General features: G+C 39.0%; 11 protein-coding genes and 1 pseudogene. 1 reads left to right on the forward strand and 11 read right to left on the reverse strand.

The window, feature by feature from the left end; all coding sequences use genetic code 11:
- Positions 1 to 173: 173 nt before the first annotated feature.
- The 5 genes and pseudogenes from brnQ to QFZ31_RS09435 all read right to left on the reverse strand — a co-directional run bounded on the left by brnQ (position 174) and on the right by QFZ31_RS09435 (position 7,967).
- Positions 174 to 1,499 (reverse strand): branched-chain amino acid transport system II carrier protein, encoded by a 1,326-nt coding sequence (brnQ, locus tag QFZ31_RS09415; protein ID WP_307302698.1) that lies wholly within the window; start codon positions 1,497 to 1,499, stop codon positions 174 to 176.
- Between the two features lie 43 nt (positions 1,500 to 1,542).
- On the reverse strand, positions 1,543 to 2,502 hold the full coding sequence (locus tag QFZ31_RS09420) for an AraC family transcriptional regulator (protein ID WP_307302700.1): 960 nt from the start codon (positions 2,500 to 2,502) through the stop codon (positions 1,543 to 1,545).
- Positions 2,503 to 2,627: 125 nt separating this feature from the next.
- A pseudogene (rhaD, locus tag QFZ31_RS09425) lies at positions 2,628 to 3,453 on the reverse strand (rhamnulose-1-phosphate aldolase).
- 294 nt (positions 3,454 to 3,747) lie between these two features.
- A complete protein-coding gene (gene odhB, locus QFZ31_RS09430; protein ID WP_307302701.1) occupies positions 3,748 to 4,998 on the reverse strand; it encodes a 2-oxoglutarate dehydrogenase complex dihydrolipoyllysine-residue succinyltransferase in 1,251 nt (416 codons plus the stop codon).
- 74 nt (positions 4,999 to 5,072) lie between these two features.
- Positions 5,073 to 7,967, reverse strand: coding sequence for a 2-oxoglutarate dehydrogenase E1 component (locus tag QFZ31_RS09435; protein WP_307302702.1), 2,895 nt, complete (start codon positions 7,965 to 7,967; stop codon positions 5,073 to 5,075).
- A 166-nt stretch (positions 7,968 to 8,133) separates the two neighbouring features.
- On the opposite strand from QFZ31_RS09435, the gene QFZ31_RS09440 reads away from it, so the two are divergent.
- Positions 8,134 to 9,018 (forward strand): LysR family transcriptional regulator, encoded by an 885-nt coding sequence (locus QFZ31_RS09440; RefSeq protein ID WP_307302704.1) that lies wholly within the window; start codon positions 8,134 to 8,136, stop codon positions 9,016 to 9,018.
- Between the two features lie 78 nt (positions 9,019 to 9,096).
- Here QFZ31_RS09440 and QFZ31_RS09445 read toward each other — a convergent pair whose 3' ends face one another.
- The 6 genes from QFZ31_RS09445 to QFZ31_RS09470 form a co-directional block, all read right to left on the reverse strand.
- Entirely contained in the window at positions 9,097 to 9,819 is a 723-nt protein-coding gene (locus QFZ31_RS09445; protein WP_307311458.1) for an alpha/beta hydrolase, read from the reverse strand.
- Complete coding sequence (locus QFZ31_RS09450) at positions 9,795 to 10,178, reverse strand: hypothetical protein (protein WP_307302705.1); 384 nt, start codon at positions 10,176 to 10,178, stop codon at positions 9,795 to 9,797. The genes QFZ31_RS09445 and QFZ31_RS09450 overlap by 25 nt, the downstream gene beginning before the upstream one ends.
- Positions 10,179 to 10,256: 78 nt before the next feature.
- On the reverse strand, positions 10,257 to 13,100 hold the full coding sequence (locus tag QFZ31_RS09455; protein WP_307302706.1) for an alpha-L-rhamnosidase: 2,844 nt from the start codon (positions 13,098 to 13,100) through the stop codon (positions 10,257 to 10,259).
- Between the two features lie 158 nt (positions 13,101 to 13,258).
- Complete coding sequence (locus tag QFZ31_RS09460) at positions 13,259 to 14,989, reverse strand: glycoside hydrolase family 3 protein (protein WP_307302708.1); 1,731 nt, start codon at positions 14,987 to 14,989, stop codon at positions 13,259 to 13,261.
- Between the two features lie 4 nt (positions 14,990 to 14,993).
- On the reverse strand, positions 14,994 to 15,656 hold the full coding sequence (gene pgmB, locus QFZ31_RS09465) for a beta-phosphoglucomutase (protein WP_307302710.1): 663 nt from the start codon (positions 15,654 to 15,656) through the stop codon (positions 14,994 to 14,996).
- 211 nt (positions 15,657 to 15,867) lie between these two features.
- Entirely contained in the window at positions 15,868 to 18,168 is a 2,301-nt protein-coding gene (locus QFZ31_RS09470) for a glycoside hydrolase family 3 C-terminal domain-containing protein (protein ID WP_307302712.1), read from the reverse strand.
- Positions 18,169 to 18,316 lie beyond the last annotated feature (148 nt).

Raw genomic sequence — 18,316 nt, forward strand, 5'->3', positions numbered from 1 at the left:
TTCATGAACAATTCATGAGGACCGCTTTTTCTTTTCCAACTCTGTTATGGGCTTCATGAACAATTCATGAGGGCCGTTTTTTTCCAACGCTTTTGGGCTTCAGGAACTCTTTATGACGTAGGACTTAAAAAACGAGAAACCTCACAAATCGGTTTCTCGTTTTTCAAACAATATTATGGATTTGTTCTCGTTACAGGTGAAGCTCCTTTTACCTTTCCCAATAGATAGCCAACAATTAAGCCCAATACAGCAGGGGTTAGCCAACCGATTCCCTCGATATAGAAAGGAAGAATTTCTAATCCCTCACTCCATACGTTATTTAGTAATGATTTATTAATGGTGTCCAAAATACTGTATAGAGCTACAAAACCTATCACAGTGATGTATATATAGGAATTTCTTTTAATCATATTATCAAAGAGTCCCAAGAAGATAAGTACAATCGCGATGGGGTAGATCATGCCAAGAATAGGTACTGAAATTTGCAGGATTTGAGTTAAGCCTAAATTCGCAATTGAAGTACTTAGAACAGCTAAGATAACGACCCATACTTTATAAGCTACTTTTGGAATGGCAGTGGAGAAGAATTGGCTGCATGAAGTAATTAAACCAATTGATACACAAAAACATGCCAGCGTAAAGACGATACCTAATAGCAGTGTTCCGCTTTGTCCAAACAGGTAAGTCATAATGTTGGACAAAATGATGGCACCATTTTCAGCTTGTCCTAAAGAAGAACTACCAGCTCCTAAATATCCTAAGATAAGATAAATCACGGCCAATAACAACCCAGCACCCAATCCTGCGTACATCATATAACGTGATTTCTTTTTTGAATCGATTACTCCTTGTGCAGTCAGCGTGTTAGCAATTACAATACCAAATGCCAAGGCTGCCAAGGCATCCATTGTTAAATAACCTTCTAAAATCCCTTGGAACATTGGATTCTCTCGATAATTCCCGATCGGTGATTCAAATGAACCAATAGGATCAAATAAGCTCCTTACAAAAATAATCGCAATGAGTGCTAACAGTATAGGAGTCAACAATTTCCCGAAAAGACTAATAAGTTTTGAAGGGTACATACTTAACCAAGCGGCTAATCCAAAAAAGACGATCGTATAGATCAATAAAGAGCCCGAACTTTCAACAAAATTTTCTGGCAAAAAAGGTGCAGCACCCATTTCAAATGCAAGGCTTCCTGCACGAGGAATCGCAAGTCCCGGACCGATTGCAATATAAATTAAAAATGGAAAAATGAGTGCAAAAATAGGGTGAACTCTAAGATTCAGCTGATTTAAACTACCTGCCTTTGCTACAGCAATTACACCTAATATCGGCAGTCCAACCGCCGACACGATAAAACCAGCCAGAGCAGCCCATAAATGATCACCTGCTGATTGACCAAGGAATGGAGGAAATATAAGATTTCCAGCACCAAAAAACATAGAAAACAACATAAAACTAATAAAGACAACTTGTTTTGCAGAAAAATTCATGATGTGATATCTCCTTAGGATGTAAAAATATTATTGTATTATATCATTTATTCATTCTGAATTCTTTAGGGGTTCTTCCATATTTCTCTTTAAAAATTCGATAAAAATAACTAATGTTATCATAGCCAACCTGCTCAACAATTAAAGCAATCGGCAAATCGCTGCCTTGTAATAATTCTTTTGCCTTATCCAGCCTTCTCTCTTGGAGAAGCTCTTTAAAAGTTCGAGAAGTTGCCTTTTTAATGGTTTTGCTTAGACCATAATGTGATTGGTTTAACTGCTCTGCTAATTCATATAAAGAGGCTTCTTTGTAGTGTTCCTCAATATATTTAAGCGATTCAACCACCAAATAGTGAGTGATGGACGCTTCTTCTTTTCTTTCTACTCGATCAGAATTCTTTATTAACTCTATCATAAAGAGCCCCATATAAAGCTTGATGGCAGACTCTGAAAAAGTGGTCGGATACATGATTTCGTGGATTATTTTTCCTATCAATTCCTGTATAGCTTCTACTTCAGAAACTTTGAAATACAGAAATTGCCCATTCTGTGTGTTATTGTAGAGGCTGCTCAACAAAAAATCACTGACAATATTTTCAGAACTTAAATAGGAAAAAATAAAATCAAAGAAAGCAGGACGAATAATGAAGTTAATAACAATATCTTCTCTGTCACATGCTTTAATTTCATGTTCAATATGTTGATTTAAGATCAGCAACTCACGTTTTTTTAAGGTAATCTGCCTTCCTCCAACTGTCTGCTGCAATTCTCCATTATAAACATAATTGACCTCAATGTAATCATGTTTATGTAAGGGGAAATCCACAAATCTTGTATGCTTCCGAACCATAATCATCTTATCTTTACTTAAGAATTTTTCACTCTCAATAATAAAATTCGTCTTACTGGTATATAGGTTTTTACTTACTTTCGTTTGCTGTTCAAGTATATCTTTCTCTTCATCTGTCAGTTGTAAAAGTTCGCTAAGAAGTTCCTGGTCCACTCTTTTCACCTATTTCCTGATTCACAAGTGTTTTTTTATAAGATATAATCATACCATTTCCCTGTACTGATTAGAACAAAAAAAGTATGCCCCTTTTACAGGAACATACCTTAGAAATTACCTGATTACAGATTCAACATTCCTTTGCGTGGAACAACACCAAATGCGTCTGCAAGCTCTTGCAACTGAGTATCAGTGATTGTTTGTTTTTTTCCGCCTTGAGCACATACAATAGTATATACTTCAGCAGCTTTTTCAGCTGTTTCAATCAGACCAAAGGTTTCATCTAATGTGGTACCAGCGCCGAAGATTCCATGATGAGGCCAAAGTACAAGGCGGACATCCTCCATCTTTTCAGCTGTTGCTTCACCAATTGCATTTGTGCCTGGAACAATCCATGGAATGATTCCTACACCTTCAGGGAAAACAACAAGACATTCAGTGCACATTTCCCATAAGGTTTTTGTAAAATCTTCTTCCTTTAAACTATGTGTAAAGGACATTGCAATAAGGTTGGTGGCGTGGCAGTGCATAATTACTCGATGGTTTTTATCAACTGCTAAACGCTTCATATGGTTCATAAGATGTGTTGGTAATTCGCTAGTTGCCACTCCACCGTCTTCAAATCCCCATAGAATTTCATAGCTTTTACCATCAGCAGAAATACGGATAATACCTAGGTTATTAGCTGGATCTCTTTTTACATTTTTAAAATAATTTCCCTGAACCGGTAATGATGAAGTATCGTCCAGCAAGTGCTGATGCATCAATGTTCATTGATACTGTTCTTTTAACATCGTCTACATTCAAAAATGGAAGAACTTCATATTCATGTAATAAATAACTGATATTGCCGCCATTCCTTTCATCCCAGCCTAAACGGTATAAATTAGAGGTCGTTTCCAACATTTCTTGTAAGAATGGTGCTAAATATATCGCATCTTTAATCATTGTCATACTCATGGTAAATCTCTCCTTATTTTAAAATTTCATTTTATATGTCAAATTATCAATGTATCATCTTCACACTGTAATATTAACCTGATTACCAAAATAAATCAACATAAACAAAGAAATTATTGTTGTTTTATTTTTGTTTAGTTAACAATATTGCCACAAACGTCATTTGTTTAGTTTTGTTTTACTAACATTTAGACATATTTATATTTATTGGTTTTGTTTGCACAAAAAAACAGACCGTAAAACGGTCTGCTTTGGATAATTAGCAAATATTAGAATTTTGGTCTATCCTTCTAATAATAGAGAGTGCGGATCTTCCAACAATTCTTTTACTGCAGCAAGGAAACTAACAGCCTCTTTTCCATCTACAATTCGATGATCGTAAGAAAGAGCAATATACATCATCGGGCGATTTTCCATTCGTTCTTTATCAATCGCTACTGGCCTTAATTGAATCTTATGCATACCGAGTATCCCCACTTGCGGGCTATTTAAAATTGGCGTTGACATTAAAGAACCGAATACACCGCCGTTTGTAATTGTAAATGTTCCACCTTGTAAATCTTTTAAAGTTAAAGCGTTATCACGTGCTTTTTTCCCGAGATCACTGATTTCTTGTTCAATCTCAGCAAAGTTTTTATGGTTTGCATTTCGTACCACAGGTACAACCAGACCTTCCGGTGCTGCAACTGCAATTCCGATATCATAAAACTTCTTGATAATGATTTCATCGTCTTGAATTTCGGCATTTAAAAGAGGGAATTGTTTTAAGGCTGAGACCACAGCTTTTGTAAAAAATGACATGAATCCAAGTCGAACACCATGTTTTTCAAAAAAGACATCTTTCCGTTTATTGCGTAAATCCATAATAGCAGTCATGTCAACTTCGTTAAAGGTCGTTAACATTGCAGCGGTATGTTGAACTTCAACCAAGCGTTTAGCGATTGTTTGACGGCGGCGTGACATTTTCACACGTTCTACTGGTTTATCAAAATCAGCATCTATTTGTTGTGAGGTTGGATTTTGACTTACCTTTTCCAACTTTGGTTCTTCCTTTACATTAGTGGTACTTGTATGTGCTTTTACATCATCAGGTCTAATTCTGCCAAGGGGATCACGAGTGCTTACTTGGTTTAAATCGATTCCCAGTTCTCTTGCCAATTTTCTTGCAGCAGGTGAAGCAATCGGACGATCCGTTTTCGGAAGTTCTATCTCTTGATGCCCGCTTGGCTGGTCTAATGGTTCATTAGCCGTTTTTTCAGGAGCTGCCGCTGGAACAGCCGGAATAACACCTTCAGCTGCGTTCTCTTCGATAACAGCAATGACATCACCAACTTCTACCGTATCACCAGGTTCTTTTAATACTTTTGTAACAACACCTGAGTGTTCGGCATTTAATTCTATATTAACTTTGTCAGTTTCCAGTTCTACAACACTATCCCCTTTGGATACTTTATCACCAATATTAATGAGCCATTGAGAAATGGTTCCTTCTGAAATGGATTCTGCCAGTTCCGGTACTTTTATTTCTATCATGTGTCATATCCTCCTAGGAATTAGGTTAAGTCTTCTTTCAAATTAGGATTTTAACTTAGTATTTCAGTAATGATTTATCTGTTTCTAGACGACTCTTTTTCTTGATTCTGAGTAACTACTATACTATCAGTATTCAACGCCTGTTCGATAATACGTTCCTGTTCCTTCTTATGAACTAATGGGTCACCGCCTGCGGTGCTTGAACGGTACTGACGCCCGATGTAACCGACAGTCAGGCTGCCTGCAGCAAGCTCATAAAGAGTTGGTGCAATATAATGCCATGCTCCCATATTCTTCGGTTCTTCCTGTACCCATACAATCTCCCTCAAGTTAGGATAACGGTTAATGATGGTTTCCACTTTTTCCTTCGGGAATGGATACAATTGTTCGATGCGCAGGATGTGTATCTCGTCCAAATTTATCTTTTCTTTACTTGAATCGATTTCTACAGCGAGATCGATCGCTATCTTACCCGTCGTTAACACTAACCGTTTTACCTTCTCCGTCTCTTTTCCTAGAAGCTCCTGTTCCATAACCGTTTGGAACTGGCCTTCGCTAAGAGCTGTAGCAGGTGATGAGACCAAAGGGTGTCGAAGCAGGCTCTTAGGTGTCAATATAACTAATGGCCGAACATACTCAGTACCTAAAATCGATGCTTGACGGCGCAAGATATGAAAATATTGGGCCGCACTTGTCAAGTTAGCTACTGTCCAGTTATTTTCGGCTGCCAACTGTAAGAAACGTTCAGGTCGGGCACTGGAGTGCTCGGGACCCTGCCCCTCGTAACCGTGAGGCAATAGAAGGGTAAGCCCGGATTTTTGACCCCATTTTGCTCTTGCCGACGAAACAAACTGATCAAAGAGGGGCTGCGCCGTGTTGGCAAAGTCGCCATATTGTCCTTCCCACATGACAAGTGTTTCAGGAGCAAATACGTTATAGCCATATTCAAATCCTACAACAGCAGCTTCCGACAGCGGGCTATTATGAACTCCAAACGAGGCCCGTGCTTGTGGAAGATGATGTAAAGGTGAAAAAGTTTCATTCGTTTCTGAATCGTGGAGCAAAATGTGACGCTGTGCAAAAGTTCCACGTTCAGAATCTTGACCTGTTAAACGAATCGGCGTTCCTTCTTTTAACATGGCCGCGAATGCCAGCACTTCTGCTACCGCCCATTCTACTTTTCCGTTCTCATCAAGTGCTGTTTCACGGCGCTCGAGAATCCGCTTTAATTTTGGATAAACATGAAAACCTTCCGGCCATTTCAATAGTTCACAGTTTAATTCGCGCAGAGTATCAAGCGGCACGCTTGTGTCCAAAGGTGGAATTCCTTTGGCAATAACCCCAGGAACCTCAACTTCTGCAGGAGATTCACCCTGCTTCTTCTCTGACACTTTGTCATATTCCGCTTGCAACTGCTCTTGGACGTTAAGGTTGATTTGCTCTACTTCTTTTTGATCAAGAATGCCTTTAATTTGCAGCTGTTCGGAATACAATGCTCTTACAGTTGGATGGCTCGCGATTTTTTTGTACACCTGTGGTTGGGTAACTGCTGGATCATCCATTTCATTGTGGCCAAATCTTCGGTATCCGACTAAATCAATCACAAAATCCTTTTGAAAACGCGTTCGGTATTGATATGCAAGGCGAACAGCTACCAGACAGGCTTCTGGATCATCCGCATTTACATGTACAATCGGAATCTCAAATCCTTTTGCCAGATCACTCGAGTATCTCGTTGAACGAGAATCGTGGCTATCTGTCGTAAAGCCAACCATATTGTTTGCAATAATATGGATGGTTCCACCAGTTCGGTATCCTTTTAGTCCGCCCAGATTTAATGTCTCGGCGACAATTCCCTGGCCAGGAAATGCTGCATCACCATGAACCAAAATCGCAAATGCTTTTTTAACATCCTGCTCCGGGTACCCGGATTTCTTTCTTTCCTCTTGAGCTGCTCTTGTAAACCCTTCGACCACGGGATCTACAAATTCAAGATGACTAGGATTATTTGCTAAGGTAATACGTGTACTAAAGGCATTAGGGCCTTCGACGAAACGATTGCGGCCTAAATGGTATTTCACATCTCCTGTCCAGCCCTCACTAATGTCAACTAAATCTTCTGACGGACCTTGTTGTTTCGCGTAAGAGTGCTGAAACTCAGAGAAAATCTTGCTGTATGGTTTGTTTAATACATGTGCAAGAACACTTAAGCGGCCGCGATGTGCCATGCCGATCAATACATTGCGTACTCCCTCACCGACACCTTCTCGCACCGCTTCATCCAGCATGGGCACCAACATATCAACGCCTTCAATGGAGAATCTCTTTTGGCCGACAAAGGTTTTATGCAAGAATTGCTCAAATCCTTCAACCTCTGTCAAACTCATTAATAGCTTCATTTGCTCTTCTTTTGATAAAGATTTCTGCAGTGAACCCGTCTCTACCATTTGAGTTAACCATTTCACTTCTTCCATATCATGAACGTGGTTAAATTCGAAGGCTAGTGTAGAGGTATAAATATTCTTTAAATGGTTCATAGCATCCCATGCGTTTTGAATGCCTTCCGGCGCTTCCTCCCAAACCAATCTAGCTGGAATCGCTTTCAAATCATGCTCACTAACTCCATGTTTTTCAGTGTTAAAAAACTCATGATTGTTTTGATTTTCTTCTAACGGATTTAATTTTGACACTAAATGTCCGTGAGAACGAATGCTTTCGAGCAGTTTTACCACTTTCATTACTTTTTCTATATTTGCCAGATTAGTAGGATAAATCTTTTCATGTTCGATTGTTTCCTTCTTATAACCTGACTCAAAAGACAATGGTGAGCCCCATTCAAGAAAAAGCTCTTTTAATTCAGGATCAATAGTTTCTGCACCGTTCAAGTACCGTTCATATTGTTCTATTACATAGCCAAGGTTAGGACCATTAAATCTTCCCCATGGATTTGGTTGGTTCTCCACTCCCATTACATTACCCCCAAGTTTGAGTTTCTTTTATGTTAAGATTGGATAATTTAATAAAGTATTTATCGATTGCTTCAGTATTAGGATAATGTAATAATTGAAATAAAGAAAATGATAAAAAATTATATTTATTGATAAAAAAAAATTATATCAGGCAGATGGGTGAACAATGGATTATCGTGATTGGGAAATACTGAAGGTGCTTTATCATCAAAAAAATCTAACTAAAACAGCTCGACTATTATTTCTGACTCAACCCGCATTAACGAATCGATTAAAGCATATGCAGGAAGAGCTAGGTGTTAAAATCATAACCCGTGAAAGCCGGGGTGTGCACTTCACCCCACAAGGAGAGTATCTAGTCCATTGTGCTGAGGAGGCCCTTGCACATTATCAAAGGGTAAAAGAAACGGTCAAAAATATGAGTAATAACGAAAGCAATGAAGTGGCCGGTACGTTGAAATTGGGGGTATCCAATTTTTTTGCGAATTATGAACTTCCTTATATTTTGAAACTATTCAAACAGCAATATCCCCATGTGGAATTCAAGGTGGTTACAGGCTGGAGCAGGGACGTAACTCAACTAATACATAATAAAGATGTCCATATTAGTTTTGTTCGAGGAGATTATGGTTGGAGAGGTTTATCGAAACATCAAATATTTGAGGAAACCATCTGTATTGCTTCAAAAGATAAGATTGATATGACAGACCTTCCTCATCTTCCTAGAATTGATTATAGAGGGGATTATTTATTAAAATCAGTCATTGATCACTGGTGGGCTGAAAATTATGCTGAAGCGCCCTTTATCAGTATAGAAGTCGACCAAGTTGATACGTGTAAAGAAATGGTCATAAATGGGTTAGGCTATGGCATCCTGTCGAGCAGAGTAGTTACTGGAATTGAAGACTTATACAAAATCAATCTATTAGATCTAGAAGGAACTCCTATTTTGCGAAGAACGTGGATGTATTATCATAAAGAGTCTTTGGAATGGAATGTGGTTAAGGCATTCGTACATTTCATCGAAAATTTTGATTGGAAAGAAAATTGATAGAACCCATATGCAAAGATTCAGACCAAATGGGTCTGAATCTTTTTCATTATTAAAAGTTTTTCTACTAATCTTCTACTACAATTTCCTTATAGCATTTGCTATTTCAATACATAGGTCTTCTGCCTGGGGAACATGTCCTAACTTGTCAATAAATGCATGTGTCATACCCTTATAACGAATACATGTCGTATCAACCCCGGACTCTTGTAACTGTTTTGCATAAAATTCTGTATGAATACGTAATCCGTCAAATTCTGCCCCAACTAAAATAGCTTTCGGAAGTCCTGCATGCGATTTAGCTAGCATCGGACTAACGTAAGGATTATAAATATCTGACTTATTAGTAATATAAGCTCCCAAGAAGAGATTCTTTTCAGCTTTTGATGGTTTTCCAAGTGATAGTAGTCCGTTTTTTATAATGTCTTTGTGGTCTTCAGAAATTTCATAGAAGTCCTCACTCCACTCATAGCCCTCAACTTTTACATCAGCCATTGTTACAGCTGGATAAATAAGTACCTGCATGGCAATCTTTGGTGTTCCTTCATCTTTTGCTTTTAAACAGACTGCTGCAGCATAATTTCCGCCTGCACTATCTCCAGCAACAGAAATTTTCTCAGGGTCAATACCATAGGCTTCTGCATGATCGTATACATGTTTGACTGCATAATAATTATCATTTAATCCATTGGGAAACGGCTTTTCTGGTGCTAATGAATAATCCACGTTAAAGACTACTGCATCCGCTAACTCAGCAATTAATTTGCAGACGTTTTCTACGGTGTAGACTGCCCCTCCAATCGTTTGCGATTCTTTTCAGACTTCCTCGGATAATAACGCCATAAGCCAACAGTATTTTCACTATCCGTTATTTTTTCATATTTTGTATGGATTTCCACTGTATTTAAATTATAATTGGGAAACCCCATATTCTCCCTCATAATAGGGATTAAAACTTCCATTGGCGGCAGTTCTGCAGGTTCCTCTCCATTGGATCTTCCCGCCCAATGGTCTCCCATCAAGCCTAATTCAATCGGATCGATATACCCTGGTCTCTCTTCACTTGGACTTGGCTTTAGGATGACTGGGATTCCGTTATTTTCAATAATAGAAGTACCTTTTTGAAGCTTATCTATTAAACTATTATCATATGTACGCATTTTTACGCCACCTTTTACAGTTAGTTGTAAATCCTAATAGAAGGGGGAGAAAAACTCCCCCCTTACATATGATTATTTTTATGAAACGATAACCTTAATTTCCCCTAGCTTACGATCCAATTCATCAAGCACTTCTGAGGCAATTGGCAGGAATGGCATATGAGACAACTCTCTTAATGATTGATGACCTAGTTTAGCAATCATTTCATGCGGTAAACCCGCAGCCTGAGGGGCAACCTCAGTTATAACATTTTTGACTTCGTCATTGGATAACAGTTCACCTAATGCCAGGTGTGTACTGTAGTACTTTATATACTCCACTTCCGGGGTATAGAAGAACTCCCACGTTCCGCTGTTAATCTCAACATGAACCTTTTCACCATGCTGACTTACATTAACTTCTGCATCCTTTAACGAACTTCCATTCAATAGAACATTTTCAAGGTTTGCATCCGGCAATTCGACTGTTGCTGCAGAATTGAATGGAATGACAAATTTAAATGACAGTTGACCATCTTCTTTCAATTCCCAATGGCTTTCGTATAAGCCTGCCGCAGAATCTAGCGAAGCCTTTGCATACTTTAATCGATAATTCGGCTGTGGCGCCAATCGAACACGTCTAAATCCTGGCTGGTCTTCAACAGGATTAATTCCTGCTACATTTCGATACATCCATTCGGCAATCGAACCATAAGCATAGTGGTTAAGAGAATTCATTTCTGTTCCACTAATCTTCCCGTCTGGTAATACGGAATTCCAACGTTCCCAAATGGTGGTCGCTCCCATTGTTACAGCATATAACCAGCTTGGATAATCCTTGTTTAGCAGCAGCGTATAGGCTAAATCATTGTTTCCGTTCTCGGAAAGCACTCTGCACAAATATGGAGTCCCAACGAATCCTGTCTTCAAGTGGTTCTTATCTTTTTTCAATCTTTCTCGCAGATCATTTGCTAGTCTGTTTCTATGTTCTTCGGGAACGAGGTCCATAAATAATGCTACAATGAATGCTGTCTGTGTATTCAAGGCTAGACGCCCGGTAGATGTAAAGTATTCAGCCTGGATAGCAGCCCTAACCTCTTTGGATAACTGTTCGTACTCTTGTGCAATTTCCTCCTTGCCAATTACCCTTGCAGCCTTAGCTACGAGCATAGATGAATAGCAATAATAAGCTGAGGATATAAATGCCGTTTCTGTTCCACCCATAGGAGAACTTGGATCATCACCATCTAATGCCAGCCAGTCACCAAAATGGAATCCGGTCGTCCAAAGCCTTTTATCACCTGAAGCCTCATCAGCTCTTTTGATAAAATCAACCCAGCCCTTCATACTATCAAATTGCTGTTCTAGAATGGCTTTATCTCCATAATGAAGGTAAGCAGTCCATGGTATCACAGTAGCTGCCTCTCCCCAAGCACTTGAACCGCCGCCTTTTACCGTAGTCATAGGGACAACCATTGGCACCATTCCACCTAAAGAGGCCTGTTCCTTCGCCAGGTCATATCCGTATTTACTGAAGAAAGCATAGGTATCCATATTGAAAGAAGCAGTTCCTGAAAACACTTGAGCATCCCCGGTCCACCCCATCCGTTCATCCCGCTGAGGACAATCGGTTGGTACATCCAAGAAGTTCCCTTTTTGACCCCATAATGCGTTCAGGAATAATCTATTTACCAATGGATTGCTTGTTTCAATACTGCCCGTTTGGTCCATATCAGAATATAAGACACATCCTATAAAATCATCCTTATAAACTTCGCCATTCCAGCCAGAGACTTTTACATATCTGAAGCCGTAATAAGTAAAATGCGGCCTTACCACAGCATCTTCTCCATTTGATATGTATCTGTGCTCGGCCTTCGCTGTACGCAAGTTGTCTTGATAAAAATTGCCATCCTGCAGAAGTTCCGCATACTGTAAAACAATTTCTGTTCCTTTAGGTGCATTGGTCTTAAATTGAACCCAGCCTACCATGTTTTGACCCATATCAAGTACTGTTTCGCCTGCTGGAGTGATGATAACCTCCATTGGCTTTAACTCTTCCTTCACCACTACTGGTAAGCTCAATCTCGCTTTTAACTTTTCATACCCCAAATCGATATTCTTAACCCCATAGGAGGCTCCATCAAGTAAATTTGCATCGTAAATTTCGCCATCATAAATGCCACTGAAAAGAATATGGCTCTTTCTTGCTTTCCAAGAGTCATCTGAATGAATAATGGTTTCTGTCCCATCTGTATGCTTGATGACGATTTCACACAAAAGGGCAAATTTGTCCCCATAAATTTCAGTTTGTCCACCTTCAAAACCAAAACGGCCCTTATAAAGCCCATTCCCCAGAGATACCTCAACAGCGTTTTGCCCTGCTGTAATTAATCCAGTAATATCATAAGTTTGGTATTGAATCCATTTGTCATAGGCGTTAAAAAGAGGGGTCAGGTATTCATTACCAGCCTTTTTACCGTTAATCTCCATTTCGTATAAACCCAAACCACAAACATAGGCACGTGCAGAAGCAATTTCTTTTGTTAGGCTAAAGTCCTTGCTCAGGACCGGATGAACCTCCTTGTTTAAATCCGGGGTAATCCATTTGGCGTCCCAAGGCTCTGATAGCTTTGCGGTTTCAAACCAAGCGGGATCACTCGTCGCAACATCTCCATTATCACCACATACCGTAACTCTCCAAAAATAACGTGTATATGGCTCTAATTTTAATGGCAACTCAAATGCAAGACTGTCAATTTCCTCGGTTTTGCCGGTATCAAAAACGATATTCGAAAAATCTTCATTAAGTGAAACTTCAATTTGTGCAGCTATTTGTTTTTTAGCGGTTGTGTCATAAGCTACATAAGATAAACGTGGTTTTCCTAAATCAAATCCCAGAGGATTTGTGATACGGTTCGTTTTCAAATTTTTAATTTTCATGTTTTTATGATCCTCTCAATAAGTAATAATCAGATTTTATTTAATTTTAGCAAACGCTTTTATTTAATTTAATATCGAAATGAAAGATGAACAGTGCCCGAATCAAAGATAGTAATAGGAGTAGCACCCCATCCTATAAATGGAGTGCTTATTCTAATTTACAATCTAGTATCCCATTTCCCACAAAACGGGTCTATAGGATTATTCCCTTTAAATTCTGATTTTCCTAAGATTTTATCAACAATAGCTTCTACTACGTATTCATTTGAAGAGTAGGCATTGATATAAGTTTTTACCATAGGGACATCCTGCAGATGATATGGGTTCGCGACTGAAATAAACAGTGTCGGAATATCTTTTACGAACCATGGTGCGTTCGCATTCAAAGGCTGCTGCCAATTAATTCTAACGGTTGTTTGGTTACTAGCGGTTTCTAGGTTTGCAACGTATATAACAAGGTCATATTTATCTTTGAATTCATTTACACTCATAAACAATTCTTGGAAATTAACTTGATTGTTATTATAAAATTCGACTTGGAATCCAGCATTTTCAAGAGAGTCAACAAACGGTTGGGTTACGGAACCACTTTCCTTGAGCCCTCCTTCTTGATCACCTAATACGTATAACCGAACCCTTTTGTATTTCTCGGCACTAATAGGTAGTAATTTTTGTGTATCTTTTACTAATGTAACGGATTGGTCTGCACATTCTCTCGCCCAAACTTTATGTTCCTCACATTGTAATACAGATAATTCCTCTTCACCCGGTACTAATGTGCCCTGTTCTTTTTGTAGATGCAGACCTAGAGAAGCTTTAAGGGCCAGGATCCTCGTAACGGCTTCGTCCACCCTTTCAAGGGATAAGATTCCTGTTTCTATCCCCTTCATCATAAACTCATAATCTTCTTTAATATTACGATTAAAAAGGAACATATCACAGCCGGAAGCAATCGCCTTTGGTACCGCAAATTCTCTTCTTTCTGATACGGTGAATCCTAGCATAGGAGAGGCGTCGGTAACAATCAAACCGTTAAAGCCTAATTTTTCTCTTAGTAACCCATTGAGTAATTCAGGTGCAAGTGTGGCAGGCTTGATGTGTTCATCTTCAATTCCTGGCAATAGGCGTCTTGAATATTCAGGGAGCATGATATGCCCCGCCATAATTGATTTCGCTCCACTATCAATCATTTCCTGGTAAACCATACCAAATGACTGGTCCCATTCGTCTGTAGACAAAGTATTAACAGACGGTAAAAGATGCTGATCTCGGTCATCTACCCCATCACCTGGAAAGTGCTTTATGCTAGCGGCCAGCCCACTTTTATGAATACCTTTCATAAACGATTTAGCCATCGCAGCAACTACTTTAGGATCAGAACCGAATGTTCTTACATTGGTAATCGGATTGCGATAATTCATATCAATATCGACAATCGGTGCGAAAGCCCAGTTACAACCTGCTGCACGACCTTCACGGCCAGCTACTACACCTAGCTTATAAGCCATTACTTCATTTTCCGTTGCAGCTACCTGCATTTGTTTTCCGAAATAGGTGCCATCCGTAGCAATACCATTCCCACCAGCTTCGAGGTTAGCAGAAATCAATAATGGTACGGGAGAAAGCTCCTGTAGTAATCTGTGTGTTTCTTGAATCTTTGCTCCAGTATTCGGGCGGTACATAATCCCGCCAGGATGATAATTTTCAATAAATGCTTCTAAATCTTCCTTTTTATCCGAACTGCCAATGGGACAAAATAATTGCCCTACTTTTTCATGTAAGTTCATAGATCCAATGGTTTCCTCTACCCACTGAATATCTTTATCGGTTAGAAGAAACGGGGCGTTTCTTAAGTGTGCTAGCTTGTCATTAACATTTACCTTAATCATGATCTCAACTCCTAATCTCGTTAACTTCTAATAATTGGTCTATATTTAGATTTGATAGGTCTTTTAACTTCAAATGTGCCTTAACACAAAATGCCGCCGTCCCTACTCCCACTGCCTTCATTCCAGCTGCAATTGCAGCATCAATTCCTGCTTGCGCATCTTCAATTACAGCACATTCCTCTGGTGCAACTCCCAGTTTTTCAGCCGCAAGTAAAAATACCTCCGGATCAGGCTTACTGTTCGTAATGCTATTTCCGTCTGCGATTGCATCAAAACTAGAAGCTAAGCCTATTTGCTCTAAGATAAAAGGAGTATTTTTACTAGAAGAACCGATTGCAATCTTTATATCTCTTGCTTTTAATCTCAATAATAGATTGACAATCCCTGGTAAAATATCGTTTGGTGACAACTTGTTAAGCAGTTCACAATAGATGTCATTTTTTCGCTGAGCAAGAAGCAGCTTGTCAATCTCACTGTAGCTTTTTTCAGAATAACTCAAAATGATTTCAAGACTTTCCATTCTGCTTACTCCCCGAAGACGTTCATTTATGTCTCTATCAAAATAGATTTTTTCTTGATCACTAATTTGTTTCCATGCTTGGTAATGAAATTGATCAGTAGAAACAATTACCCCATCTAAATCAAATATCACAGCTGAAATTTTCATAATTCCCATCCTTAATAATCAAATAATCTGTAAGCGTTTCCCATTACAATTATTATGTTATAAGAAATAGCCCCTGCCTGCTTTCCCCTTTTTGACTGAAACCATGCCGATATTTGTTCAATTTAAAAACCTTAATAAATTAAGAAAGATAAATACACCAAAAAGAGCCCAAATTATCATGGGCTCTACTACTATTCGCTCTAAATATTGTCTAACGAAGCTCAGTTTGTCTTAATTCCTCCGTTTGGTGATTTAACTTTTCTATTAAAGAATCTAACATCGCTTCGGAAAACTTATCCGGACTGAAAGTGGCAAGGGCACGTAACGGCATAAATTTCATAAATGCTTGGAACATTTCGTCCGCATCAGGATCTGCTGCCATTGCAAACGGTCCTACACCTTTTAAATTTTCTAAGGCTTCTAGTAAAATTGGTGAAAGAACAGGATTGGTTAAAACATCTCCCATGGTTGTGTTTCTGTGAACTAATTTTTTAACTGCCACCGTCGAGTTGACTTGAATACTGCCTGTTAAAAGAATTTCAGCTGAGGATTTACCTACTAAAATCTCAAATACTCCACTTTCAACATGCCAATCTTGAATGTCAACGTTATAATAGGCAAAGGCTCTTTTATCCAAAATAAACTTAACCTCTTTTTCCTCTCCTAGCTGTAATTCTATCTTTTCAAAGCTTTTCAATTCTTTTTCAGGACGAATAACAGTACTTTCCATATCCCGTACATAGAGTTGGACAATTTCCTTACCCGCTGCTTCACCGGTGTTTTTCACTGTAACTGAAATTTCAACGGTTTCAGTATCGTCAATTTCTGCTTTATCAATTTTAAGATTGGTATAATCAAAGCTGGTATAGCTTAGCCCATATCCAAATGGGAATAATGGTTCAATCCCTTTGGCATCATAATACCGGTAGCCCACAAATAGACCTTCCTTGTATTCAACCTTGTCTCCTTCACCTGGGAAGTTTAGATAGGATGGATTATGACGTAATTCTTTCGGGAACGTTTCCGCTAATTTTCCACTCGGACTTACTACTCCGAATAATAAATCAGCAATCGCACCTCCAAGTGCCTGTCCCCCTAAATAGGCCTCAAGTAATCCTTTTACCTTTCCAAGCCAAGGCATTTCAACTGGCGCACCATTACTTAGGACAACCACAACATTAGGTTGAACCTCGGCTACTGCCTCTATTAGAATCTGATGATTGGCTGGAATTCTGAGGTGTTCTCTGTCATAACCTTCCGATTCGTAACGATCAGGAAGACCAACGAATAAAACAGCTGCCTCAGATTGGATGGCTGCTTCACGTGCCTCTGCCAACAATTTTTCATCTATCTCATCACTTTTAAGGTCGTAACCTTGCGCATACATGACTGTTGAAGCAGAAGCGGCTTTTTGGATTTCTTCAAAAATATTCTCCAGTCTGGTTGGATTTACATGTGAACTTCCTCCACCTTGGTATCTCGGTGTTTTAGCAAACTCACCAATAACAGCAATCGTTCCTTCTGTTTTCAAAGGCAGTATACGATCTTCATTCTTTAATAGCACCATACTTTCTCTTGCTACTTCTCTTGCCAGCTGATGGTGAACTTCCTGGTCATACGTTGCGTTTTCTTTCTTATTTTCCACTACTTTAAAAATAATTTTAAGTAATCTTTCAACTGCTTTATCTAAAGTTTCTACAGACAGCTTGCCATCTAGAACAGCTTGGATGATTTGTTTATCGCCTAAACCATGGCTTGGCGGCATTTCTAATTCAAGTCCAGCTTCTAAGCCTTTTACTCGCTCATTAACTGCTCCCCAATCAGAAACGACAAAACCTTCAAAACCCCATTCATCTTTCAAAATATCAGTTAACAATGTTTTATTTTCGGAGGCATACTCACCATTTACTTTGTTATACGAACACATCACTGTCCATGGCTGCCCCTTTTTGACTGCATTCTCAAAACTAGCAAGATAGATTTCTCTTAACGTTCTTTCGTCTACGATTGCGTCAACAGACATCCGTCGGTGCTCTTGGTTATTTGCTGCAAAATGCTTCAAAGAGGTTCCTATTCCTTGACTTTGAACTCCCTGTATATGACTAGCAGCCAATTCTGAAGAAAGATAAGGGTCCTCTGAAAAATATTCAAAGTTTCTGCCGCATAAAGGTGAACGTTTGATATTAGCACCTGGCCCGAGCAGAACAGCTATATCCTCTGCCTGACATTCTTCTCCCAATGCGGCCCCAACTTTTTCAATTAACGATTTGTTCCACGTGCTGGCAAGACCTACTGCTGAAGGAAAACATGTTGCCGGAATACTATCATAAATACCTAAGTGATCTGCACTGAGTGACTGTTTCCGTAAACCATGTGGACCATCCGTAACCATTAATGATGGAATCCCCAACCTTTCAATGCCTTTCAAATGCCAAAAATCTAGTCCTGAACAAAGACTTGCTTTCTCTTCAAGTGTCATTTCCTCAATTAGTTGTTTAAAATTTCTTTCCACTAAAAATCCTCCCTTACAAAAATTGAAAACGGTATCAATAGTTCAATGATATGAAACAGCGCAATAAATTACATTCCCCTATTTAACTGAAACCTAGCCAATATTTGTTCTAAATACTTTTTATTTAATGAATGCAAGATAGAGCCAG

Origin of the sequence: Neobacillus niacini, from assembly GCF_030817595.1 — a bacterium.
GTDB classification, from domain to species: Bacteria; Bacillota; Bacilli; order Bacillales; family Cytobacillaceae; genus Neobacillus; species Neobacillus niacini_G.